The sequence below is a fragment of the Kushneria sp. EE4 genome (assembly GCF_977968315.1).
Map to the genome: position 1 here is coordinate 1,904,862 of NZ_OZ386212.1, position 24,062 is coordinate 1,928,923.

The following is a 24,062-nucleotide window of genomic DNA, read 5'->3' on the forward strand; positions in this document are numbered from 1 at the left end:
ACCTAAATAATCGCCCGTCGAATCCGCGCCGAGACCCACTCGCTGATCACCACCGTGCCCAGCACCAGCAAAAGAATCATGGTGACCTGCGGCCAGGCCAGCACGTTGAGCGAGGCCTGCAGCTTGAGCCCGATGCCGCCGGCACCGACCAGCCCCAGAATCGTGCTTTCGCGAATATTGATGTCCCAGCGAAAGACCGAGATGCCACAAAACGCCGGCAGCAGCTGCGGCATGTAGGCGTAGTTAAGCACCTGGGCGCGCCCGGCGCCGGTGGCGGCAATCGCCTCGATCTGGCGGGCGTCAGTCTCCTCGATCGCTTCATACAACAGCTTGGCCACAAAGCCGATCGAGCGCAGCGCAATCGCCACGATCCCGGCGAGCAGCCCGGGACCAATGACGGCAACCAGCAACAGCGCCCAGATCAGCGAGTTGATCGAGCGCGAGGTCACGATAATAAACAGCGCGATCGGTCGCACCAGCGTCACGCTCGGGGTGGTATTGCGCGCGGCCAGAAAGGCCACCGGCACGGCCATGATGACACCGCCCAGCGTGCCCAGCGTGGCGATATTGAGCGTGTCCCACAGCGGCGCCATCAGCTCGGGCAGATACCCCCAGCGCGGTGGCACCATACGGCTACCGATATCAGCCGCCTGCGCCGGGGCATCCAGCACGAACGCCCAGATGGTGTCCTGAGTCATCACCTGCCAGCACCAGACAAACAGCGCCACCAGCGCCAGCCAGCCGACCCAGAGCAGCAGCTTCGTGCGCGGCGTACGCCACTGCCACAGCTGCGAGTAGTGTTGTGGCTCGTTCATTGCACCCATTTCCTGACCAGACCCGAGGCGTACTCCGAGACCATCACGATGGCGATGATGATCAGCAAAATCGCGCCGGCGCTGTCGTATTCGTAGCGGTCGATTGCCGTGTTGAGCGTCGCGCCGATGCCGCCGGCGCCGACGATGCCGATCACCGCGCTTTCGCGAAAGTTGATATCGAGACGATAAAGCGAGAGCCCGATCAGACGCGGCAGCACCTGCGGCTCGACGGCGTAGTTGATCATCTGCCACCAGGAGGCGCCGGTGGCGCGTATGGCCTCAAGCTCCGCCGCCCTGGCCTCTTCGATGTCATCGGCCAGCAGCTTGGCCAGAAAGCCGATGGTGGCAAAGGCCAGCGTCAAAAAACCGGCAAAGGGGCCAAAACCGAACATTGCCACCAGCAGGATGGCGATAATGATCTCCTGCAGCGAGCGGCTGACCGCAATGATCGAGCGACACGCCAGATAAACGGGCCGCGGCGTCAGGTTGCGCGCCGCGCCGATGCCGATCGGGATCGAGATGGCAATGCCGACCACGGTCGAGGTCAGCGTCATGGTCAGGCTCTCGCTCAGCCCCTGCACAATATCGCGCTGACGGCTGACAAAATCCGGCTGTAGAAAGCCCATCACGAAGCGCTGCCCGCGCTCCAGGCCGATACTGACCCGCTGCCAGTCCACCTCCAGAGAGCCAACGGCCAGCACCAGATACACCACGGCCGCGACAGCCAGCCCCCATCGCCAGCCCGGATGCTGGATGATCTGCGGCGGGCGCTTCCAGCGGCGCGGATAGTTCGAGACGCTCATGAGGCCAGCACTCGCGCCTCGGCGATGGTCGGTTCGGGTGGCGCGTCATCGGCTTCCGGCGCGGCCGGCTGCCAGTCTTCCTCGCCGTAGATGTGCGTCAGCATGGCCTCATCGAGCGCGGCCGGTGTGCCGTCAAAGACGACTTCCCCGGCGCGCAGGCCAATCAGGCGCTGCACGAACTGCTTCGCCAGCGGCACATCGTGGATGTTGACGATCGCCGGCAGGTGGCGCTCGGCGCAGATATCGGTGAGCAACCGCATGATCTGGCGGCTGGTGCGCGGATCAAGACTGGCGGTGGGCTCATCAATGAGCAAAAGTTCCGGCTCCTGAGCCAGCGCGCGGGCAATGCCAACGCGCTGGCGCTGGCCGCCGGAGAGCGCATCGGCGCGCTTGTTGGCGTGCGCCATCAGGCCCACGCGATCCAGCAGTGCCCAGGCGCGCTGAATGTCCTCGCCCGGAAAGCGACGCGTCCAGCTGCGCCAGAACGGCACATAGCCGAGCCGGCCGGAGAGCACGTTCTCCATGACAGTCAGGCGCTCGACCAGGGCGTACTCCTGAAAGATCATCCCGATGCGCCGACGCTGGGTGCGAAGCCCGGCCCCACCCAGTCGGGTGAGATCGATATCGCCCAGCAGCACCTGGCCGGCCGTGGGCTCGACCAGCCGGTTGATGCAGCGAATCAGCGTGGACTTGCCGGCCCCCGAGGGGCCGATCAGCCCCACGATCTCCCCGCCCGGCACGGTAAAGGACACCTCGTTTAAAGCGGTGTCACCGGTGCGATAGGTCTTGGACAGTCCCTTGAGAGTCAGCATGACGCGCCTCCATGAGTGGCGGCCGGGCGCCCATCGCCCGGCCGGATGAGCAGTGCAACCGCCATCAGCCGCACTCGTAGCTCACGCCGTTGGCCTCATCGATGGTGCGAATCACTTCCCAGTCATCCTTGAAGTTGATCTCGACAAACTGCGATTCGCCACCGCTGCCGAACTCCTTCTCAAGCCCCGAGCCCTGCCAGTCAAAGGTCCTGAAGGCTTCCTGAATTTTTTCCTGCAGTTCGGGATCAAGATCATGGGCCACGCCATAGCCGGTGGTCGGGAACGTCTGGGAGGTATAAAGCGAGGTCATCTGATCGCTCTGGACGACGCCGCGTTCGACCATGCGATCGCGCACCGAGTTGGCGATCGCCGCGGCGGTATAGTCATGATTGACCACCCCCAGAATCGAGCTGTCGTGCGCCCCGGAGAACACCGTCTCGTAGTCGCGCCCGGCCTCAAGGCCGAACTCGGCCTTCAAAATCGCCGAGGGCGCCTTGAAACCCGAGTTGGAGGTTTCGGAGGTGAAGGCCAGCTCGTGACCCTTGAGGCCCTCGACATCGTCGATACCCGAGCCCGGCCAGGTGATGATTTCCATTTCATAGCCAAAGGCGCCGTCATCACCGGCCATCATGGCGAAGGGGCGAAAGCCGGCACAGGCCACCGCCAGCGGCGTGGTGCCGGTACTGAAGCCGGCGACATGCAGCCGTCCGGCGCGCATCGCCTCGATCTGTGCGGCGTTGGACTGCACCGGGAAGAACTGCACCCGCTTGCCGGTCACCTCGCTCATGTGATCGAGAAAGCCCGACCACACGTCGGCGTACATGGCCGGGTCCTCGACCGGGGTATAGGCAAAAATCAGGGTGCTCGGGTCGCGCCACTGCGATGAGTCAGTGGGCACATCCGCGACCATGTCGCCGTCACTGTCGCTGTAACGGCTGCTGAGCTGAAAGTCGGCCTGTGCTGTCTGTGCCAGCGGCAGGGCCAGCAAAAAGGCGGCCAGCGCGCTAAAGGAGGTCGTACGCATGAGAGTCGTTCCCGGGATTGTTCTGTAGAGATGACAATCCTGGGCAATGAATATGACAGCACGACGACAGCGGCGGCGGTTGTCCCGATCCCGCTGCCTCGATTACCCGGGGGCCAGTCGCTCGCCGAGCAGCCGGCCGTTTTCCAGACAGTCCCCCACCGCGATGCCGTCGCGCCAGTTGCCCACCAGCGAGAGCCCCTCGTGGTGTTCCAGCGCGCGATCCAGACGCTTGATCCGATCCAGATGACCGAGTTCATACTGCGGAATGGCCTGCGGCCAGCGGCTCACCTGCTGCCACACCGGATCACCGCGGATGCCCAGCAGATCGCGCAGGTCGTAGAGCACCTGCTGGACCTGCTCGGCGTCACTGCCCTCGGCGGCCTCGGGCTGACGCCGACCGCCGATGAAGGCGTTGATCAGGCAGTACCCGTCGGGCGCTCGGCCTTCAAAGATCGTCGAGGAGAACAGCGCCCCCAGCGTGCGGCGCTTTTCGATGCTCGGGATCAGCACGCCGAAACCGTCGAGGGGATGCGTGATGTCCTCGCGACGAAAGCCCAGCGCCACCGCGTTGACCGGCGGATAGGCAATTTCTGCCAGCGGCGCCGTCAGCGCGGCATCCAGCGGTGCCAGCAGTTTGATCGCCACCGGCGCCGACACGGCCAGCACCAGTTCGCGGGTACGCCAGATGCGCCCCTCGCTGTCGCTCACCGTCCAGCCATTCGCCGTTTTTTCAAGCGCGATCACGTCACACTGGCACGCGATCTCGCCGCCGTGGGCCTCGACCTCCTCACCGAGCCGCTCGGCCAGACGCCCCAGCCCCGTCGGGAAGCTCACCAGCTTGCCGCGCCATTCGGCAGGCATCTCGGGGGTGGCCCGGCGCGACTGCCAGAGCCGGGTCAGCCCGCCACGAATCAGCGAGCCGTAGTCGCGTTCGATGGCCACCAGCCGCGGCATGGCCGCCTGCGCCGAGAGCCTTTGCGGATCACCGGCATAGACACCCGAGACAAACGGGTCAACCATGCGCTCCAGCACCCGCCGGCCCAGCCGGCGTTCGACGAAGCCGGCCAGACTCTCCTCCGCGGCCTCGCTTTTTCTGACGAAGGGTTCGCGCACGATCTGCGACCAGCCCTCGCGCCCGATCAGAGGATTATTCAGGGCGCGCAGCGGATGAGTCGGCAGCGCCACCGGGTGGCCGTTCATCGCCACAAAGCGCTTTTGAGCCGAGGCGTTGGCCGATTGCGCCTCCCCGAGCAGATCCATCTCCTCGAGCAGTCGATACAGCGGCGGCTTCATGATCAGCGTGTTGGGGCCGATCTCGGTTTGCCACCGGCCATCGCTGCGGCTGCTGATATTGCCGCCCACGCGTGCTTCGCGCTCAAGCAGCGCCACCCGTTTGCCGCGCCGGGCCAGTACGCGCGCGCAGGCCAGCCCCGTCGCGCCGCCGCCGATCACGATCACGTCGTGGCAATCGTTTGTTACGCTGCCCTCTTCCATCGGTGCTTCCCCCTGCCTGGTTCATCCATTGTCTCGATGACAACAGCATACGCAGCGCTGACCTGTCGGGCGACAAATGCGGCGCGACACATCGCCATCACCGCACGCTTACCGCCTTTTTGGCATCAAAAAGCCCGGCACGGGGCCGGGCTTTTAAACGCTTGAGACGGTTCCTGATCAGTCATTCTGACCGATTTTGTCCTGCGTTTTGGTGTCGAAGTCGCTGGCATCGTGGCGCTCGTGGAGCTGAGTCTTTGGCTCACCGAAGGTCCGGTTGACCATGCGACCGCGCTGCACCGCCGGGCGGGCGTCGATCGCCCGCGCCCAGCGCATCACATGCTCGTAGCTTTCCACCTGCAGAAACTGGGCGGCGTTGTACAGCCGACCCAGCGCCAGCTGGCCGTACCAGGACCAGATGGCAATATCGGCAATGGTGTACTCATCGCCGGCCATGTACTGATTGTCCGCCAGGTGGCGGTTGAGCACGTCGAGCTGGCGCTTGCTCTCCATGGCGTAGCGATCGATCGGATACTCGAGCTTTACCGGCGCATAGGCGTAAAAGTGGCCGAAGCCGCCGCCCAGAAACGGCGCACTGCCCATCTGCCAGAACAGCCAGTTCATGGTCTCGGTGCGCGCCACCAGCTCGCCGGGCAGCAGCGCGGAGAACTTCTCGGCCAGATAAAGCAGGATCGAGCCGGACTCGAATACCCGCGTGGGCGGCTCGGTGGTGTGATCGGCCAGCGCCGGGATCTTGGAGTTCGGGTTGATTTCGACAAAGCCGCTGCTGAACTGCTGGCCTTCACCGATATCGACCAGCCAGGCGTCGTATTCCGCGCCCTCGTGGCCCAGCGCCAGCAGCTCCTCGAGCATGATGGAAGCCTTGACGCCGTTGGGCGTGGCCAGCGAGTAGAGCTGAAACGGGTGCTTGCCGACCGACAGGGCCTGGTCATGGGTAGGCCCGGCCACCGGACGGTTGATGCTGGCAAACTTGCCGCCGCTTTCCTTCGGCTCCCAGACCCTGGGCGGTGTGTACTGCTGATCACTCATGTGTCGTGTCCCTGTTACTTGCATGGGGGTGCCCGGCACCCGGCGTCACGAGAAAAGATAGCGGGTTAACGAACAACCAGCGACCGCTGTGTTTATTCACTCGCCTCATGTCGAATCAGCCGCCCCGCCAGCACGCACATCGCCATGGCCATGACGCCGCACACGGCGATGGTCAGCGGCATCAGCGCCGGCCCCTGGGTGGCCAGACTGACGACATAGCCCACACAGGCCGCCAATAGATAGTGCAACGTGCCCATTAGTGCCGAGGCCACGCCCGCCTGTCGACCGCCATGGTTCATGGTCAGCGCCGTCAGGTTGCCAAACACCAGCCCAAGCGCGCCGATTGCCAGCGCCAGCAGCGCCACATAGACCTCAAAAGTCCCCATACCGGCCATGACGGCCAAAGCCAGAAGCCCGCCGGCCAGTGCGTGAACGCCCAGCCCGATATAGGTGACGCGCGCCGGCGTCATGCCACGACCGGCAAGAACGTTGGCCAGCGTGCCGCCCAGAATCAGCCCGACCGAATTGGCGGCAAACAGGTAGCTGAAGTGGGTCGGCGTCATGCCGAAATGGTCGGTAAACACGAAGGCGGCCGCGCTGATGTAGGTAAAGAGCGAACCCAGCACGAAACCACCGGCGACCGTGTAGGCCATGAAGACCCGACGACGCGACTGGGTCAGATAGCCCTGCACCACGCCGCCCACGCTCAGCGCCACCCGACGCTCGGGCTCAAGGGATTCCGGAATGGCGGCCAGCGCCCACACCAGACCGACCCCGCCAAACACCGCCAGCACCCAGAAGATACCGCGCCAGCCGCCGTGCTCGAGCATGAACCCGCCCATCATCGGTGCCACGACCGGGGCGATCATCATCACCTGCATCAACAGCGAAAAGATTCTGGCCGAGCTTTTGACGTCGCAGAGATCGGCCACGATAGCACGCGGTGCGACCAGTCCAGCAGCGGCGCCGATGGCCTGGGCAAAGCGTGCGACCAGCAGCCACTCCAGCGTGGGCGCCATGGCCGCCGCGACCGACCCGGCCACAAAGATGACAAGACCCACCATCAGCGGCAGGCGACGCCCATAGCGCTCCAGCAGCGGGCCGTAAAGGCCCTGCCCCAGCGCCAGCCCCGCCAGAAAAACCGACAGGGTCTGCTGCACGCTGCCGGCAGAGACTCCGTAGTCCTGAGCAATCATCGGCATGCCGGGCAGATACATGTCGATGGCCATGGCATCGAGCGCGGTCAGAAGGGCCAGCAGTATCACCAGCGAAAGCCCGATGCTTCCCTGATGGGCGTCGGCCCGAGCCGTCTGCTGAGTCATGACGTTTCTCCCTTTTCAAGCCTTGCGATACTGTCACCCATGAGTCGCTCCAGGGCGTTGAGGCGCGCTTCAAAACGCGCCTGACCGATATAGATCAGGGCCACGTGCAGGCTGTCGACCATGCCCATCCAGGCATGCCCCATCACCTCGACATCGTCCTCGCGAAGTGGCGCCCCGACGTGGCGGCGCAGCGCAGTCGTAAAGTCCGCCAAAAGCTGCTGCATGTAGGCCTCATAGCCCTGCTGCAGCGTGTCAAAAAGCGAGTCGGGCGGAATATAGGAAGTGCGCAATAGAAAGCGAAAATGCTCGGAGTCGGCGTAGCGCGCCAGCAACGACGCGCAGTAGTGCTGTCCGGGCAGCACATCATCACCGCGTGCGAAGCACTCGCTGGCAAAGCGCGCCTCCCTTTCAAGCGCATCGTTAAAGACCGCCATGAACAGCGCATCCTTGTTTTTGACGTGCGAGTAGAGCGACGCCTTGCGAATCCCGGCGTCCGCGGCAATGCCGGACAGTGACGCCCCCTCGTAGCCATGCCGGGCGAACTGAACCACTGCGGCATCGAGCACCCGCCGCAGCGCCGGGGTCGTGGTGGATGACATTGTCGATACTCCTGAAAGTGACTGACCCGATAACGCTCGCCGCAAGGGGGCAAGCATTGGGCTGCGCATTCTAGCGATTAAGGCTACCGACCGGTAGGTAGCCTTGATTGTTTAAAAAAATGGCCCTGATGGGCCATTTCTATCGTTGATGACATCAGCCGTTACCAGCTCAGCGTCTGTCCTTCAAAATCCACAAACCGCTGCTCGAGACGACCCAGCGCCCCTTCCAGAACGTCTGCCAGTCCCGTCACGCTCTGCTCGACCGTTACCGGGGCATCATCGCCGCCCATATCGGTCTGTACCCAGCCGGGGTGCAGATTCAAGACCCCCACACCGGCAGGAATCGCCTCGTTGACGGCAAAGCCGCGAGTGAGGCTGTTGAGCGCTGCCTTGCTGGCCCGGTAGAGCTCGCGATCGCCGGAGTCGTTAAGCGATACGCTGCCCATGCGCGAGCTCACAAACCCGATCACGCCATGAGAGGCCATTGCCGGGAGCAAAGCGCGGGCCAGTCGCAGCGGCGCCATGGCGTTGAGATCAAAGAGCTCGCCGGTCTCTTTCTGACCTGCCTGCTCGGCGCGCTGATGATCCGGCCCCATGATGCCGGCCGAAATCACCAGCAGATTCAGCGCCTGCGCGCCAAGCGATGCGGCAAGCTGTGCAGGCCGGGCGGCGTCTGCGAGATCCAGCTCGACGATCTCCAGCGCCGCGTCATATTGCGTCTGCAGCTCTGCCAGCGCCTGCGGCGTGCGGGCGCTGTCGCGCACCGTGGCCGTGACCTGCCAGCCCCGGGCCAGCAGCGCGTGTACCAGCCCCAGCCCGATGCCGCGAGAGGCACCAACGACCATGGCCCGGTGCGAGGCGTGTTCAACGGTTGCGGCTTTTATCATGTCATCTCCCTGCGGCTCGACGGTTCAGGACGTGTCCTGTTTAAAACGTGTACTTTTTAAAACATGGTGTTGTCGTTGGCGGATTCTTCCGGCACCGCCTGAATCACGTCCCAGTGCTCAACAATTTTACCGTCGTCGACGCGGAAGATATCCACCACGGCCTCGCCCTGATCCTCGTCACCGTTGGTCGAGTGAACATGCAGCCAGACCAGATCGCCATCGGCGGCGCTGCGCATGATTTCGCTTTTGTAGTCCGGATTTTCCTTGAAGTAACCCGAGAAGTAATCGACGAAGGGTGCCTTGCCGTCAGGCACCTCCGGGTTGTGCTGGATATAGTCGCCTGCCAGCACCTCGCCGCTTTTTTCGGTCTCATGCTCGTTGAAAAACTGGTTGTAGAAGTCCACCACCAGTTCCCGATTGGACTCTTCCTGATCCACGTCGCGCTCGGACTGAGCGAACGAGACCGCAGGCACGGCCAGCATCAGGGCGGTCGTGACAACACCAAGGGATTTCAGTAGCGACATGCAGATAGCTCCGGTAGGGGTTGATTGATCAGTAGCCGACGGTAAAGCGCTGGCGCACATGAGCGGGGGTTTCCAGCTCATCGACCATCGCCACGGCGTAGTCTTCAAAGGAGATGCTGGAGCCGCCCTCATGGGTCAAAAGCTGATCCTGACCGAGTCGAAACTGCCCGGTACGCTCGCCGGGCACGAATTCGGCCGAGGGCGACAGGAAGGTCCACTCGAGATCTTCCACGCCGCGCAGAAAGTCCAGAAACTCGCCGCCGGCACGCGCCTCGGGCTGGTAGGCATCGGGGAAGTCTGGCTGATCGATGAGCTTCTCACCAGGGGCCACTTCGAGGCTGCCGGCCCCGCCGACCACGAGATAGCGCGACACGCCGGCATCGCGTACGGCGCCGACCAGCGTTTTCACGTCATTGGTCTTGAAGTTCACCGCGCTGATAACAGCGTCATGCCCCTTGAGCAGCTCGGCCAGCGCCCTGCGATCATTGGCATCGCCCTGCCGGGCCGTCACTCCGGGCAACAGGGTGATTTTCTCCCTGTTGCGAGCGATGGCGGTAACCTGATGTCCGCGATCCGAAAGCTCTGCGAGAAGCCGCGAGCCGGCGTTACCCGATGCGCCAATCAATGCCACCTGTGCCATATGCCACCTCCTTGAATGCCGGTATCATGGGCGGTCTAAAAGACAGACCGTGGATTCAACTTAAGTGAGTTCCGAGGCCGGCGCAAGACGTCACACGCACCTGACAGGGTCACATCCATGTGACCTGCCAGCGTCTGCCCCGGCCACCCAACCACCCGATCGATGGCGATATCATGACAACGATGCCCGACAGCGATGCGTTCGTTTTCGACCAGCCCTGCCCGATTCGCGATGTGCTTGATCGCATCGGCAATCAGTGGAGCCTTTTGATACTGGAGGCGCTGGCCCCCGAAACCCTGCGCTTCAACGCCCTGATGCGCGAGATCGGCGACATTTCAAAACAGATGCTTTCGCGCACGCTCAAACAGCTCGAGCAGGACGGCTTCATCACCCGCACGCTCTACCCCGAGGTGCCCCCGAAGGTGGAGTACGCCCTGACGGCGCTGGGGCGCTCGTTTCTTGAGCCCATGCAGCAGCTGGTGGCCTGGGCGGACGCGCACCACCGCACCATTGTGGAAGCCCGAAGCCACTACCGGACGAGCCTTGAGCAGCCTTGACGAGACACCGGCGCCGCAAATCAGCGCCGGGCATTTTTTTCAGACCGCTTTCGGCCCTTTTCCGTATGCCGCCTTCTGGAGGCCTTCTGGGCCTCCTCTTCATCGCCGCTACTGGAGCTTTCGCTGGCGTTTTTCCTGAAGCCTTTTTCGGCGTTTCTTTCAGCGTCGTTACTTACCGCTTTCGCGGCATTTTCCTCTTCATGCGCCCGGGCATCTTTTCCATCGCCATCACTTTCGGGACTTTCTTCAGCGTTGTGTTTAAAGCCTTCTTCACTGTCGTCGTTCACATTGTTGTCGTCGCCATTCTCGGCGCTGTCTTCGTCGTCTTCGTCGTCACCGGCCTCGGGGCTTTCTTCCGCGTCCCTTTTAAAGCCTTCTTCACTGTCCCCCTGGGCGCCCTGCTCGCTGTCACTGTCCGGCGCTGCATCGCCGGTCTCCGGTGCATTGCCAAAGGCGACATCGTGGCGCCCGACTGCCATGACCTCTCTGGGCCACCACTCGGGATGGTGATCACGCACAAAGGCCAGCAGCCTTTCCCGGATCAGCATCTCTGCCGTCCAGCCGCTCATCGGGTCGGTGGTCATGAGATAACAGGCAACCGTTTGTGCCATGTCGGTCTGGCCGGTCACATAACACAGCAACCTGTCGTGCTCGACGACACTATCGTCTTCTTTGGCAAACTCGATGAACTTCTCTCGGATACGGGCAATATCGGCGCTCAGATGAAGCTTCATTTCGAGGCACCGGTACTCATGGGTACTTTGAGCCGACATGTTTTCAAACGGCTTTGAGGCAAAATAGGTCACCGGCACGATCAGACGGCGATCGTTCCACACCCTCAAGCGGATAAACGTATAAAAGATGCCCTCGACGTAACACCACTGATCCTCAAACATCACCAGATCACCGATGCGTATGGGCTTGGCCAGCGACAGCTGAAACGACGACAGGATATTGCCCAGCACCGCCTGACCGGCGATACCCACCAGCACCGCCAGAACGCTGGCCGAGGCCATAATGGAAAGCCCCAGCGTCTCGAATATCTGCACCTGGCTGAGCACATAGACCGAGACGGTCGTGACCATGATCAAAATGATGATCCGGCGCAGCGCATAGAGGCTGGTGAGCAGCCGGCGCTCCTCCTTGGGGCTGGTGTCGTCAATTTCACCGACCAGGTGGTGCATCATGCGAACCATGAAGGTATCAAGCAGACGCAGCGCGATCGTGCCAATCGCCCAGCCCAGAACGATGATCAGAACCACTCGAAGCGTCGTTGTGATAATCGCCGAAAAGGACACCACATAATCCAGCAGTATCTGGGTGACCAGCGACATGACAATAAAGGCCAGAGGCCCTCTGATTCGACCGGTAAAAAAGCTTCGGTAGCCCTCGGGCAGTCGCCGGGCGACCCATCCCGCCAGGCTGTAGACGCACCACCCCAACAGCGCGATCAGTGGCAAAACGATCGGGATACCGATCCACTCCCAGGCCTTGAGCGTGCCAAAGGAGGTCTTGAGGCGTTCGGGAATATAATCCTCGAATTCGGAAGGGCCGTACTTGTCGTATAAAAGCGGGATGGAGGAGATGGTGTCCGGCATGATCAGCCAGACCGGATCCTGCCCCTCGACGCGATAGCGGGCCAGGCGAACATCATAGGTTTCGCCGTCAGCCTGAAAGGAGGTCAGCTCGATGTTACGACGCGTCTCTCCCGCCCGGGGGTTTTGTCCCGACGGGTCCTCGATGGCGGCGTCCTGACGTCCGGAAAGACCCGACACCCTCAACCACTCTCCCCGGCGAAGCGCCACGGACAGCTCCCGAACCAGCTGCTCGCCTCTTGCCTGCTGCTCTTCAGGGCTCAGCTCGGACAGATTGAGAACATGAGCGGCGGCCGCGTAATCCTCCTCGCGGGTCAGCTCCATGAGACTTCGAATCGCCTCGCGCGGCGTTGACCGCTGCACGCTGTCGGGCGCCTCGCCCAGCCCGCTATTGAGTGATTCAACCGAAAACCAGCGTCCATCCTCGCCGGCCCCCTCCTGTGCCTGTACCTGGAATGCGCACAGACCGGACAACACGAGCGCCATTGCTGCCAGCAGCCACACCCGCCATACATTATTTCCCTTCATACCTACCCTGAATTGTCTGGATGCAATAACGTCTCCTCATGCCGTTTCCTGTCGAGATGTCACCGGCAAGGCAAGGGCCCCGGACGATCAACGAGGCGAGGGCATCGTAATCTTCACCGCCGCGCTCGTCCTCCATCTGTGTTGACAAATCGAAGGGATTCAAAAAAAGGCAACCATCGGTACCCGCGTACCCAACCCATCAACGGATGGGACTACACTGGCCGTAACCCCTTTCACGGGGTACCTCCACGGGCCGGTCAATCACATTTCGGGAGAACGCGCATGGTCGATATCAAGGCCGCAGGACGCTATACGCTTGGCGCAGGCCAGGTAAACCGCATGGGCTATGGGGCCATGCAGCTGGCCGGTCCCGGCGTTTTCGGCCCGCCGAAGGATCCGGCCATGGCGCGCCGCGTCCTTCAGACCGCCGTTGAAGCCGGCGTTGATCATATCGACACCGCCGACTTCTATGGCCCGCACGTGACCAATCAGCTGATTCGCGAGGCGCTGCACCCCTATCCGGATCAGTTGCACATCGTCACCAAGGTCAGCGCCCGGCGCGACGAGAACGGCGGCTGGCTGCCGGCGCTCTCGCCCGAGGAATTGACCCGCGCCGTCGAGGACAACCTGAAAAACCTCGGGCTCGACGCGCTGGATGTGGTGAATCTGCGCAGCATGATTGACGCCCACGGCCCGGCAGAGGGGTCGCTGGAAGGGCCCTGGACCACGCTGCTCGAGCTGAAGGCGCGCGGGCTGATCCGCCATCTGGGACTGAGCAACGTCACCGCCACCCAGGTACGCGAGGCTCAAAAAAGCGGCGAGGTGGCCTGCGTGCAGAACCAGTACAATCTGGCCCGGCGACACGATGATGCACTGATCGACGAACTGGCCGCGCAGAACATCCCCTACGTGCCCTTCTTTCCACTGGGTGGCTTCACGCCCCTGCAGTCGGATGCCCTGGATGCAGTGGCCGCCCGCCTTGAGGCCACGCCAATGCAGGTGGCACTGGCCTGGCTTTTGCAGCGCGCGCCCAATCTTTTGCTGATTCCGGGCACCTCATCACTCAAGCATCTGGAAGAGAACCTGGACGCCGCCAATCTGCTGCTGCCGCATTCAGAGCTGGCCGTGCTGGATCGTATCGGTGCCGATGAGACACGCGGTAGCGAATGATCAAAAGCGAGGCGGTGACGAACGACTGAAAAGGCGGCCGGCTCAACGAGCCGGCATGTCCTGTCATACCCTCAAACGCTACACAATCACGATGCTCAGCACGATGTAGCGCAGCGCCTTGCCCAGGGTCACAAGCAACAAAAACCAGAGCAGATTAACCCGCAGCACCCCGGCGATCAGCGTCAGCGGATCCCCGATGATCGGCACCCAGGCAAGCAGCAGCGACCAGCGTCCGTAGCGGCGAAAGCGCTGCTCGGCGCTCATCATGAGCCCCGGTTTCTGGCGCTTGAGCCAGCCCTGATTGGCCCAGTAGCCCATGGCGTAGTTCACCAGCGAGCCGAGCACATTGGCGACGGTGGCAATGATGATTAAAGACACGGGCGAGCCGCCGCTCAGCAGCAGCGATGCCAGTACCGCCTCTGACCCCATCGGCAACAGCGTGGCCGAAAAAAAGGCCGATACAAAAAGCCCGGTCTGACCGATATCCAGCAACACCCCCCCCATGACGTGATTTCACCTGCGCGAGCGTAACAGCCCGGCCGGCGTGGCCAACCGACATAATGTTAATCAGTGTTAGACGCCGCAACAAAAACGCTTAATACCTCTACACTCAAGAGGGCGTTGTTGATGTGTTGCGAATCGCTTTAGAGCCATGAGTCCATGGCGGTTGCCTGTCATGGCCAACGCCGCCGGGAGCTGTCGGAAAAAACAAGGCCATGTACGGCGCGCTCACGGGCTGGATAAGGCAAGTCAATGATCGATACCCTCAAAAAACTCTGGTCACCCGGCACGTCAGGGAAGCCTCGCGGCGTGCGCCGACGGATCGCCCTGTGCAATCAGCTGGGGCTTTTTGGTACCGTCGCCACCGTGCCCTACCAGCTGTTTTATTACAGTTACGATTTTTCGGTCTATCAGGGGGTCTTTTTCGCCAATCTGATATTTATGGCGGGGTATCTGTCGGTTCTGTCGCTCAATCATCGGCGCCGGCACAACACGGCAAGCACGGTGCTTTTGATCAACGCCTGCTGTCAGCTTGGGGTCGTGACCTGGTTTATCGGGACCGAAGCCGGGGTGAACCTGTTTTATTTTACCCTCGCCTCCATACTGGCCTTTCTATACGAACGCCCCAGAGCGCGGATGTATGCTGCCATCATGGCCTTGTTTGGCGGGCTCTATGTTGTTACGCACTTTCTGTTTACGGCAGACACCGCTGTCGCACCGCTGCCCTCCCCCTGGATCGATGCGATGTATGTCTTCAGCGTGGCAGGCGCGCTGATGCTTTCGGGTATCGTGTTGTATCTTTTTCGCCAGCAGATCGATCACGCCGAGGGCGAGCTGACGCTGAGCAATCGGTATCTGGAAACGCTCAGCAATACCGACCCGCTGACAGGCCTTGCCAACCGGCGGGCACTCGACGTGGCGCTGGAGCGCGAATGGTCGCGCCTTGCCCGCCGTCAGCAGGCGCTGTCGGTCATCATGTTCGATGTCGACCACTTCAAGACCTTCAATGACCGCTACGGCCACGACAGCGGTGACCGATGCCTGCAACGTATTGCCCGGGCCGCGAAGGACGTCATCTCTCGGTCGCCGGATCTGCTGGTGCGCTACGGCGGCGAAGAGTTCGCCATTGTCCTGCCCGACACCGATGAAGCAGGGGCGCGACAGCTGGCGCAGCGGCTGTGCGCCAGCGTTGAGGGCCTCAACATCTCCAATGAAGCACTGGGGGCGGGGGCGCGCGTCACCATCAGCGTTGGCGTCTCGAGCATCACGCACATCCTGCCCGATGCCCATGAGTACGGCGGCGCGCATCTTTTAAAGCGCGCCGATGAAGCGCTGTATCAGGCAAAGTCCAATGGCCGCAACCAGGTGGTGTATCGTCCGTACGGCCACGCCGGCCCTGTCGAGACTGGCGCCGAACGCCTGGTTTCCGATGAAACGGACAGCCCGACGCCGCTGTCCTGATACCGCCCATCAGCTCCCTTTTGCGCCACACGACAGTCCCGGCCTCGTTCACAAGGGGATGGCATTGTCTCCGGCAATCACGCACCCTTGGGCGCTGTTTGTCCGCCAGAGCTTCCCTGATGAAATGCCTTGCCCGACGACCCGCCCGCACCGCCGCCATGACCCTTGCCCTGCTTTGCGCACCGGCGGAGGCCAGAGTGACCGGCTTCGATGTACTTTCCACCACTTCCTTGTACGACGGGCGCCACTTCGGTGAGGCCGGCAGCTATCAGCGCATCAAGGCCGTCGCGCATTTTGGCGTCGACCCCGACAGCGAGCGCGTGGCCGGCATCGCGGGTATCGACAAGGTGCCGGTCAACGCCCGCGGCGAGGTGGAGTTCAGTGCCGAGGTCGTGATATTGCAGCCTGCCGGCCAGAGCTCGGGGACGCTGTTTTACGAAATCCCCAACCGGGGCCGCAACCTGAGCCTGGCGCTGTTGAACCGATCGTCCATCAGCGACCGGTTCAGCGTGGACGACCCGGGTGATGGCTTTCAGATGCATCAGGGCCATACGCTGGTCTGGGGCGGCTGGCAGACCGGGCTGGGAGATGATCTGCTGACCATGGACCTTCCCGTCCTTGAAGGCGTCACGGGCCCGTCGCGCGATGAGTTCATCTTCGATAATGACGACACCGTCAGCCGCGAATCGCTGAGCTACCCGGCCGCCAGTATGGCGCCGGATGCGGCCACCCTGACCGTGCGTCCGACGCCGCAGGCACCGCGCGAGACGCCTGAAGGCCTGTCGTTTCGCTATATCGACGAGCAGAGCGTTGAGATCACCCGACCCGAAGGACTGGATGCCGGGGCCATTTACGAGCTCGTTTATCCGGCCAGAGGCGCGCTGCCCTCCGGTCTCGCGCTGGCGGCCACCCGCGATCTGGTGTCGTTTTTGCGCGGCAACCCGGGCCATGACGTGGCCCCGCCCACGCACGATATCGACCACACCATCGGGCTGGGCATTTCCCAGTCGGGGCGGTTTCTGCGCGATCTCATCTATCAGGGCTTCAACGCCGATGAGCACGGCGCGCCCGTCTTCGATGGCGCCATGGTCCACATCGCGGGCTCACGCAAGACGTTTACCAATGCCCTGTTCGCCCAGCCCGGGCGCTTTTCACGCCAGCACGAGGACCACGACTTCCCGGGCGACCAGTTCCCCTTCACCTACGCCGAAACCACCGATGCGCTGACCGGGCGCCGTGACAGTCTTCTGGCCGCCTGCACGGCCTCAAACACCTGCCCCAGGCTGATGCACAGCGACACGTCCACCGAATTCTGGCAGGGCCGGGCCTCGCTGGTCTCCTCGACCCCGGCAGGCGAGCCGCTGTCCATGCCCGACAGCGTGCGGCTGTATTTTCTCGCCGGTCTGCCACACCTCAATGCCTGGGGCGCAGTGTCGGATCACAAGGCGATGTGTCAGTACCCGACCAACCCGCTGAGCCCGGCGCCGGTCATGCGCGCACTGAGCCGGAATATGCAGGCCTGGATCAGCGAGGGCACCGAGCCGCCGGCCAGCACCTATCCGGGGCTTGAGCCCGACACGCTGACAGCGCCCGAGGCTTTGACCCTGCCGCGCATCAGCGGTGCGACGCCATCACCGGTCGTCAACGAGCTGCACATCATGGACCATGACACCATCCCGCCCACCGCCGGTGCGGCCTATCCGGTTCGGGTGCCCCGCGTCGATGCCGACGGCATTGCCAAAGGCGGCGTGCACCTACCCTACGTGGCGGCGCCGCTGGGCAGCTATCAGGGCTGGAACCTGCGCGCGGCAGGCTTTGGCCAGGGGGATCTTTGCAGTCTCGATGGCAGCTATCTGCCTTTCCCGACCGCTGCCACGCAGGCCGACAGCCGGGCGCCGGTGGGTGCGCGCTACGACAGTCGCAACGCCTATATCGAAGCCGTGCGTCAACACGCCGACCGCCTGGTAGAGCAGCGTCTGATGCTGCCAGGCGATGTCGGGTTTGTCGTGGCAGCGGCCCCGCCCTGGCCGCTCGACTGAAGGCACGAGGTGCCCAGCGTTGAGCCGACGCCGGGCGCCGGGGCGTGTCTGTGCTTGAAAAGGCGCTACACTGGTAGGCCTCTCGCCGGCCCATTCGCGGCGCCCCCCATACCCCGGATGCGGCCAGGCAGTTCCTCTTGCTTTTGAATCAACGATCACAACCGCGTCATGACCAACCGCTTTTTGATGGTATTTCCCAGGCCTGCACCCATGGCCGCCCATGAGTGATCGCCGGCTGTTCCGCTCGCTGAGTGTCTACAACTACCGTCTCTGGTTTGGCGGCGCACTGGTGTCCAATATCGGCACCTGGATGCAGCGCATCGCCCAGGACTGGCTGGTGCTGACCGTGCTCACCGCTCATGACGCCAGCGCCATGGGCCTGACCATGGCGCTGCAGTTCGGCCCGCAGCTTCTGCTGCTGCCGCTGTCGGGCTTTGCCGTGGACTATTTCGACCGGCGCCGCCTGATCATGCTCTCCCAGGCGCTGCAGGGGCTTTTAGCACTGGGGCTGGGCCTTTTGACGCTCACCGATACGGTGACACTCTGGCAGGTTTACCTCTTCGCGCTGGCGCTGGGGTGCGTGACGGCCTTTGACGCCCCGGCGCGGCAGGTGTTCGTCAACGACCTGGTCGGCGAAAAACTGCTGGCCAATGCGGTGGCGCTCAACTCCACCTCGTTCAACGCCGCCCGCATGGTCGGCCCGGCCATCGCCGGGCTTTTGATTGCCGCGACAGGCACCGGCTGGCTGTTCATCGTCAATGCGCTCTCCTTTGCCGGCGTACTGGGCGCGCTGTGTCTTTTGCGCGTTGGTGATCTGCATGTTGCCGAGCGCGCCACGCGCGGCCCCGGCGGGCTGACCGAGGGCTTTCGCTACGTCAGGGGCCGCCCCGATCTGAGCGCGCTGCTGTTCATGCTCTTTTTGATCGGCACCTTTGGCTTTAATTTCCCGGTCTTTATCTCGACCATGTCGGTGAGCGTGTTCCACGGCGACTCGGATCAGTACGGGCTTTTGACCACCTGCCTGGCCGTGGGCTCGGTGACCGGGGCGCTGCTGGCCGCCCGGCGCGAGCAGCCGCGCATGGGGCTTTTGCTGGTGTCGTCGCTGTCGTTTGGCGTGTTCTGTACGCTGGCGGCACTGGCGCCCAGCGTGTGGCTTTTTGCCCTCGCGCTGATGCTGACCGGGCTGTCGGCCCTGACCTTCATGACGGCGTCCAATGCCACCATGCAGCTCACCACCGCCCCCGCCATGCGCGGGCGGGTGATGGCGCTGCGTACCGCGGTGACGATGGGCGGCACGCCGATCGGCGCCCCCATTGTGGGCGCGCTAGCCAATCACGCCGGCCCGCGCTGGGCCATGATGGTCGGCGCCGTGGCAGGGCTTTGTGCTGCCCTCGTGGCGCTTCGGGCCCGTTCGGCCGAGCGTCGGCGGGCGGCCGCCAACCCCGGCGAAACCCTCTAGCGCCTGCGCCCTTTTCAGGGCGCTGATTTCGCTTCTTTTCCCCTGATTTCAGGCGTATAGTGCGCTCGCTTTCGACCGCCCGGTCGAAGAACTGCTTTCGAAGGACTCGTCGGCTCTCCCGCCCGCCGACGCTTATCAGGATCAACACGCCTCATGTCACGCCAGCTGTTCTCGATGGCCCTTGCGCCACTGCTCGGACTTTTTATTTTTGGTATCGGTAACGCCTTCATGATGTCGCTGGTGACGGTGCGTCTGGACGCCGCCGGCGCCTCGGCCACCACGATCGGCTGGATCTCGTCGGCCTTTCACGCCGGCCTGGTCATCGGTGCCTTGTTCAGTGACCGTATCCTGCTGCGCATCGGCCATATTCGCGCCTACGCCTGCTTTGGCGCGCTTGTGGCGGTCACGGTGCTGGCTCAGGGGCTGTGGGTGAACGCCGAATTCTGGTTTGTCATGCGCTTTTTGTGCGGCTGGGCAACGCTTGGCGTCTATCTGGTGATCGAGAGCTGGCTTTTGAGTGCCTCGGACCCGAAGGTACGCGGTCGCCTGCTGGCGCTTTACATGATTGCGCTCTACGGCGCCGGCGTGATTGGCCAGCTGCTGCTGGGCGTGGCGGATTTCGGGGGCGACTCGGCCGCGTTCATGGTCATCGCGATTCTGGCGGCGCTGTCCATTCTGCCGCTGGGCCTGATCCCGCGCGTCTCGCCGCTGGTAGAACACGCCGAGCCGCTGTCTCCCTGGCGGTTGATCACGGTCACCCCCACCGGCGTGGTGGGCTGCTTTGTGGCGGGGCTGGTGATCTCGGCGATTTACAGCCTGCTGCCCCTGTATCTGCAGCGCATCGGGCTTGAGCTGCAGGATGTCGGACGCATGATGGCGATCGTCATTCTGGGCGCGATGCTGTTGCAGTATCCGATCGGGCGCTGGTCGGATCGCCACGACCGACAGATGGTGCTGATCATCACCAGTGCCGCGCTGGGGGCGCTCAGCTTTGGCGTGCTGTTCACCGCGGACAACCCCATGGTGATGGCCGGCATGCTGTTTTTGATCGGCGGCAGCGCGTTTGTACTGTATCCGGTGGCGATCAGCCACGCCTCCGACCGCGCCCCGGCAGGGGCGCTGGTGCGCATGAGCCAGGGGTTGTTGCTGATCAACGAACTGGGCGCGACGTTTAGCCCGCCGCTGATCACGCCGGTCATGGACCATCTGGGCGACACGGGGCTTTTTCTGGCGCTGGGCAGTCTGGCCACTGCGTTGATGGTGTTTCTGCTGTGGCGTCGCAGCCAGCGCCCGGCGCCGCTGCCCGTGGCGCCCTTTACCTCCAACACGCCCCACTCCGCGGTCGGCGCCGAGCTGGTCGTGACCGAGGCGCTGGTGCAGGGCGCGCTCGAGCACGAGCATCAGGAAGACCTGTCGCAGGTGGTGCCGGACGTGGCCACCGCCCACCCTGACCCGGCCAGCACCGACGGGCCGCGAACCGTCTGACCGCGACCAGCCAAAACGCCCTGCCGGCCCCGGTGTTTATCCGGTGCCGGCAGGGCGTGAGACCCGACCGGATCATTCGCTGTGGTTAGAAGGTGGTGCTCAACGTGACGGTGCCGCTGCGCGGCTGACCGTAGATCGAGCCGGCGTAGAAGCCGTAACTGTCGTAGTAGCGCTTGTCGAACAGGTTATCGAGGTTGAGCGTCACGCTTGTATTGTCGGTGATGTCGTAGGAGGCCATGGCGTTCCAGATCGCATAGCCCGGCCACCTGGCGCGGGTGGAGCCGGTGCTGACGCCGTTGGTGGGCCGCCCTGCCGGGCTCGAGATCGCATCAATGTTGCTCTGGGCGCGCACGCCACCGCCGAAGGTCCAGCGATCCAGCATGCCCGCGGGCTGATAGGTCGTTGAGAGCTTGAACAGGTGTGACGGGTCACTGCGGCCGTCGGAGTCGATGCTGCGAAAGTGCAGATAGGTGTAGCCACCGTAGACGTTCCAGTTCGGCGTGATCGCGCCGGCCACTTCCAGATCCACCCCTTCGGTCTCGTTGCCGGTGCCGGCCTTGTAGGCCTGACCGCCGGTCGGTGTCTCGTTGGCGCCGTCCAGCACGGCGGCGTTTTCCTGACGTGTACGGAACACGGCCGCAGAGGCGTTCAACTGACCGTTAAACCACTCTCCCTTGATGCCGGCTTCGTAGCTGTCGCCCTCGAGCGGCTTGACCCGATCACCGCTGCTGGTCTCGCGGGTCTGCGGCGTGAAGATGTTGGTGTAGCTGGCATAGAGCGAATAGTTGCGGGAGAGGTCATAAATCACGCCGGCATAGGGCGTGAAGACGCCGTTTTCCTGCTGGCTGCTGATACGGTCGCCGTCAACACCGCGGCTTTCGGTCTTGTAGTAGCTGGCGCGGGCACCAAGAATCACCGACAGCGGCTCGGTAACGTTTAACCGCGTGGCGGCGTACACCCCGCGCAGACGCGTCTTGTCGACGCTGGTGCGACCGGTTCTGGAGGCATCCAGGCTGAAATCGTCGTCGACGCCATTACGCCAGTCGGTGATGGCCAGCCCGTCGAGGCGGTACATGCAGTTTGCAGACGCAACGGAGGTCGTATCGCTCGACATCACGCAGTTCTGCTCGGGGGAGCGTTCACGCGTGCGGCTTTCGCTGTAGCCGAACATCACATCGTGCTGGCGGCCGAACAGATCATACCTGCCGCTCAGATCAAATCGGGCGGAACGCTGACGGGTCTCGGGCATCTGGCGCAGACCGTTGAGAACGGCGCCGCTGCCGTCCTGATTCCAGTAGCCGCCATAGTTGCCATCGCTGTCACGATTGACCTTGGCCACCGCCAGCTGATTGACGGCATCGATGTCGCTCTGGGCGATTCTGACATCAAGCTGCCAGTCGCGGTTGAACTGATGGGTCAGTGACGCGAACGTGGTGTTGGTCTTTGACTGCGCGTAACTCCAGTGCGGCGCCAGGTTGGTGCTGCGCGACAGATCGGTTTTTTCACCGTCGGCAAACCAGATCGGCACGTTGGCGCCCCACCCGGCCCCGCGGGTCTTGCGGTACTCATACTGATAGCCCGCGCCCAGCGTGGTGTCCTCGGTGGCATCGAACTCGAAGGTGGCCAGCGCCGCCCGATTGCGATTGGATTCGTTGTCGCGAAACGAGTCGCCCTCCTGCTGGGTGACCACAAACCGCGAGCGGATGCTGCCGTCTTCGGTCAGCGGCAGATTAAGATCCGCCCCGACGCGGGACTTGTCCCAGCGGCCATAGGAGACGTAGGCACTGCCGCCGAATTCCTTTTGCGGGCGCTTTCGCACCAGATCCACGGTGGCCGACGGGTCGCCCGTGCCGCCCAGCAGCCCGTTGGCGCCGCGCACAATATCAACGCGCTCGTACATGTCCATGCTCAGGGCGTTACCACCGCCGCTAAAGCCCGACCCGCCGGGAAACTGCAGCCCGTCCACCCGCCAGTTGTTGATGTCATAGCCGCGCGCCCGAAAGGAGGTGCGCACGCCGACTTCGGACTTGTTGGCAGTCACCCCGGGCGTGAGCTCCAGCGCGTCCTCGAGATCGACCACCCGCCGGTCGTCCATCTGCTGGCGCGTGATGCTGGTGACCGACTGCGGCGTCTCCCGGGGCGAGAGATTCAACCCGGTGGCGCTGCGGGTTTCGGGCACCGTGTAACTGCTGGCAAAGCCGCTCTGGTAGCTGGCTGCCTCGATCGTCATGGGTGCCAGCTGAACGCTCGAGGCGTTTTGATTGTTATCGGAAGGCGGCTGCGCGTACACCGCCGTGCTGAGCAGGCAGCTGCCGAACGTGGCGGCAATGGCTCCGGCGAGCGGCTTCCCTGACCACTCGAAGGCGTTCCCGGATGCCTGTGAAGCGCGATTGTTCATGAATGACCCTTTACGAAAATAATAATGATTAGCATTTACCACTCTGGGGCCGACGATTATATTGGCGCCCTGGATCAGGAACCTTTTGCTCTGTGGGGCATATGTAATGGATTGTATTGGTGACGTGAGCGTCTTTGCCGCAGGCGACGAGCGCTGCGATGAAAGCCCGCGGGTGCTCGTGGTGGATGACGATGACGAAATTCGGGCGCTGATCACTGACTATCTCGCCGGCATGGGCTATCGCACCCGCTGCGCCGCCAGCGGCCGCGAGATGTGGGATCGACTGGATGACAGCGTGGATCTGGTGATTCTTGATCTGATGCTGCCGGGCGAGGACGGCCTGAGTCTGTGCCGCGCCCTGCGCCATCAGGGCAGCCTGCCGGTGATCATGATCAGCGCGCGCGGCGCCTGTGCCGAGCGCATCATCGGGCTCGAGCTCGGTGCGGATGACTATCTGTGCAAGCCCTTTGACCCACGCGAGCTGCTGGCCCGCATCCGCGCCGTGCTGCGCCGCCAAACCCCGGATCGCGAGCCCCCTGCTCAAGCGTGCGAGGCCGACTGTCATTACAGTGAACGCCGCTTCGCCGGCTGGCGGCTGGACCTGCAGACCCGCCGCCTGCACGCCCCCGATGGCCGGCACTTTGATCTGACGCGCTCGGATTTCATGGTGCTCAAGACGCTCAGTGAGGCCCCCAACCGGATCGTCAGCCGCAACGCGCTGAGCCATCAGGCCTTCGGGCGAGAGTACTATCCGGATGATCGTTCCATCGATGTCTGCATCAGCCGGCTGCGCCATGTGCTCGAGGACAACGCGCGCCGCCCGCGCTTTATTCGCACCGTTCGCAATGAGGGGTATCTGCTCGAACTGCCCGCCGCTGTCGCGTGATGCGCACCGGGTTTGA

General features: G+C 63.3%; 21 protein-coding genes. 7 read left to right on the forward strand and 14 right to left on the reverse strand.

The window, feature by feature from the left end; all coding sequences use genetic code 11:
- Positions 1-2: 2 nt before the first annotated feature.
- The 11 genes from phnE (ACXMYO_RS08775) to ACXMYO_RS08825 all read right to left on the reverse strand — a co-directional run bounded on the left by phnE (ACXMYO_RS08775) (position 3) and on the right by ACXMYO_RS08825 (position 9,967).
- Positions 3-815 carry a phosphonate ABC transporter, permease protein PhnE gene (gene phnE, locus ACXMYO_RS08775; RefSeq protein WP_457808440.1) on the reverse strand — a complete coding sequence of 271 codons (813 nt, stop codon included), beginning with the start codon at positions 813-815 and terminating at the stop codon, positions 3-5.
- Positions 812-1,618, reverse strand: coding sequence for a phosphonate ABC transporter, permease protein PhnE (phnE, locus tag ACXMYO_RS08780; RefSeq protein WP_438768314.1), 807 nt, complete (start codon positions 1,616-1,618; stop codon positions 812-814). Before phnE (ACXMYO_RS08780) ends, phnE (ACXMYO_RS08775) begins: the two co-directional genes overlap by 4 nt.
- The gene (gene phnC / locus ACXMYO_RS08785) at positions 1,615-2,430 is read right to left on the reverse strand and encodes a phosphonate ABC transporter ATP-binding protein (protein WP_457808441.1); all 816 of its coding nucleotides are present in this window, start codon (positions 2,428-2,430) and stop codon (positions 1,615-1,617) included. Before phnC ends, phnE (ACXMYO_RS08780) begins: the two co-directional genes overlap by 4 nt.
- Before the next feature lie 64 nt (positions 2,431-2,494).
- On the reverse strand, positions 2,495-3,454 hold the full coding sequence (phnD, locus tag ACXMYO_RS08790; protein ID WP_438768317.1) for a phosphate/phosphite/phosphonate ABC transporter substrate-binding protein: 960 nt from the start codon (positions 3,452-3,454) through the stop codon (positions 2,495-2,497).
- A gap of 102 nt (positions 3,455-3,556) precedes the next feature.
- Positions 3,557-4,948: a protoporphyrinogen oxidase gene (gene hemG / locus ACXMYO_RS08795; RefSeq protein ID WP_457808442.1), complete on the reverse strand. Its 1,392-nt coding sequence runs from the start codon at positions 4,946-4,948 to the stop codon at positions 3,557-3,559.
- 177 nt (positions 4,949-5,125) lie between these two features.
- Positions 5,126-5,995, reverse strand: a complete 870-nt coding sequence (gene yghU, locus ACXMYO_RS08800; RefSeq protein ID WP_457808443.1) for a glutathione-dependent disulfide-bond oxidoreductase — start codon at positions 5,993-5,995, stop codon at positions 5,126-5,128.
- Between the two features lie 92 nt (positions 5,996-6,087).
- Positions 6,088-7,317, reverse strand: coding sequence for a multidrug effflux MFS transporter (locus tag ACXMYO_RS08805; protein ID WP_457808444.1), 1,230 nt, complete (start codon positions 7,315-7,317; stop codon positions 6,088-6,090).
- Complete coding sequence (locus ACXMYO_RS08810) at positions 7,314-7,916, reverse strand: TetR/AcrR family transcriptional regulator (protein ID WP_457808445.1); 603 nt, start codon at positions 7,914-7,916, stop codon at positions 7,314-7,316. Before ACXMYO_RS08810 ends, ACXMYO_RS08805 begins: the two co-directional genes overlap by 4 nt.
- A gap of 161 nt (positions 7,917-8,077) precedes the next feature.
- Complete coding sequence (locus ACXMYO_RS08815) at positions 8,078-8,803, reverse strand: SDR family oxidoreductase (RefSeq protein WP_457808446.1); 726 nt, start codon at positions 8,801-8,803, stop codon at positions 8,078-8,080.
- Positions 8,804-8,859: 56 nt separating this feature from the next.
- The gene (locus ACXMYO_RS08820; RefSeq protein ID WP_457808447.1) at positions 8,860-9,327 is read right to left on the reverse strand and encodes a nuclear transport factor 2 family protein; all 468 of its coding nucleotides are present in this window, start codon (positions 9,325-9,327) and stop codon (positions 8,860-8,862) included.
- 28 nt (positions 9,328-9,355) lie between these two features.
- A complete protein-coding gene (locus ACXMYO_RS08825; protein ID WP_457808448.1) occupies positions 9,356-9,967 on the reverse strand; it encodes an NAD(P)-dependent oxidoreductase in 612 nt (203 codons plus the stop codon).
- A gap of 173 nt (positions 9,968-10,140) precedes the next feature.
- Between ACXMYO_RS08825 and ACXMYO_RS08830 the strand changes: the two genes are divergently transcribed.
- Positions 10,141-10,524, forward strand: coding sequence for a winged helix-turn-helix transcriptional regulator (locus ACXMYO_RS08830; protein WP_438768329.1), 384 nt, complete (start codon positions 10,141-10,143; stop codon positions 10,522-10,524).
- 20 nt (positions 10,525-10,544) lie between these two features.
- Here the strand turns inward: ACXMYO_RS08830 and ACXMYO_RS08835 are convergent, their stop codons facing one another.
- Entirely contained in the window at positions 10,545-12,647 is a 2,103-nt protein-coding gene (locus ACXMYO_RS08835) for a mechanosensitive ion channel family protein (protein ID WP_457808449.1), read from the reverse strand.
- Positions 12,648-12,929: 282 nt separating this feature from the next.
- Here ACXMYO_RS08835 and ACXMYO_RS08840 point away from each other — a divergent pair, with 282 nt between their 5' ends.
- Complete coding sequence (locus ACXMYO_RS08840) at positions 12,930-13,817, forward strand: aldo/keto reductase family oxidoreductase (RefSeq protein ID WP_457808450.1); 888 nt, start codon at positions 12,930-12,932, stop codon at positions 13,815-13,817.
- 78 nt (positions 13,818-13,895) lie between these two features.
- On the opposite strand, the gene ACXMYO_RS08845 is transcribed toward ACXMYO_RS08840, so the two are convergent.
- Positions 13,896-14,321: a YqaA family protein gene (locus ACXMYO_RS08845; RefSeq protein WP_457808451.1), complete on the reverse strand. Its 426-nt coding sequence runs from the start codon at positions 14,319-14,321 to the stop codon at positions 13,896-13,898.
- Between the two features lie 249 nt (positions 14,322-14,570).
- Between ACXMYO_RS08845 and ACXMYO_RS08850 the strand changes: the two genes are divergently transcribed.
- From ACXMYO_RS08850 to ACXMYO_RS08865, 4 genes are all read left to right on the forward strand, one after another.
- On the forward strand, positions 14,571-15,779 hold the full coding sequence (locus ACXMYO_RS08850; protein ID WP_457808452.1) for a GGDEF domain-containing protein: 1,209 nt from the start codon (positions 14,571-14,573) through the stop codon (positions 15,777-15,779).
- A 119-nt stretch (positions 15,780-15,898) separates the two neighbouring features.
- Complete coding sequence (locus ACXMYO_RS08855) at positions 15,899-17,818, forward strand: alpha/beta hydrolase domain-containing protein (RefSeq protein ID WP_457808453.1); 1,920 nt, start codon at positions 15,899-15,901, stop codon at positions 17,816-17,818.
- Positions 17,819-18,038: 220 nt separating this feature from the next.
- The gene (locus tag ACXMYO_RS08860) at positions 18,039-19,277 is read left to right on the forward strand and encodes an MFS transporter (RefSeq protein ID WP_457808454.1); all 1,239 of its coding nucleotides are present in this window, start codon (positions 18,039-18,041) and stop codon (positions 19,275-19,277) included.
- A gap of 153 nt (positions 19,278-19,430) precedes the next feature.
- On the forward strand, positions 19,431-20,762 hold the full coding sequence (locus ACXMYO_RS08865; protein ID WP_457808455.1) for an MFS transporter: 1,332 nt from the start codon (positions 19,431-19,433) through the stop codon (positions 20,760-20,762).
- Positions 20,763-20,847: 85 nt separating this feature from the next.
- Here ACXMYO_RS08865 and ACXMYO_RS08870 read toward each other — a convergent pair whose 3' ends face one another.
- Positions 20,848-23,160, reverse strand: coding sequence for a TonB-dependent siderophore receptor (locus ACXMYO_RS08870; protein ID WP_457808456.1), 2,313 nt, complete (start codon positions 23,158-23,160; stop codon positions 20,848-20,850).
- A 124-nt stretch (positions 23,161-23,284) separates the two neighbouring features.
- Here ACXMYO_RS08870 and ACXMYO_RS08875 point away from each other — a divergent pair, with 124 nt between their 5' ends.
- Positions 23,285-24,046, forward strand: a complete 762-nt coding sequence (locus tag ACXMYO_RS08875; protein ID WP_457808457.1) for a response regulator — start codon at positions 23,285-23,287, stop codon at positions 24,044-24,046.
- Positions 24,047-24,062: the final 16 nt, after the last annotated feature.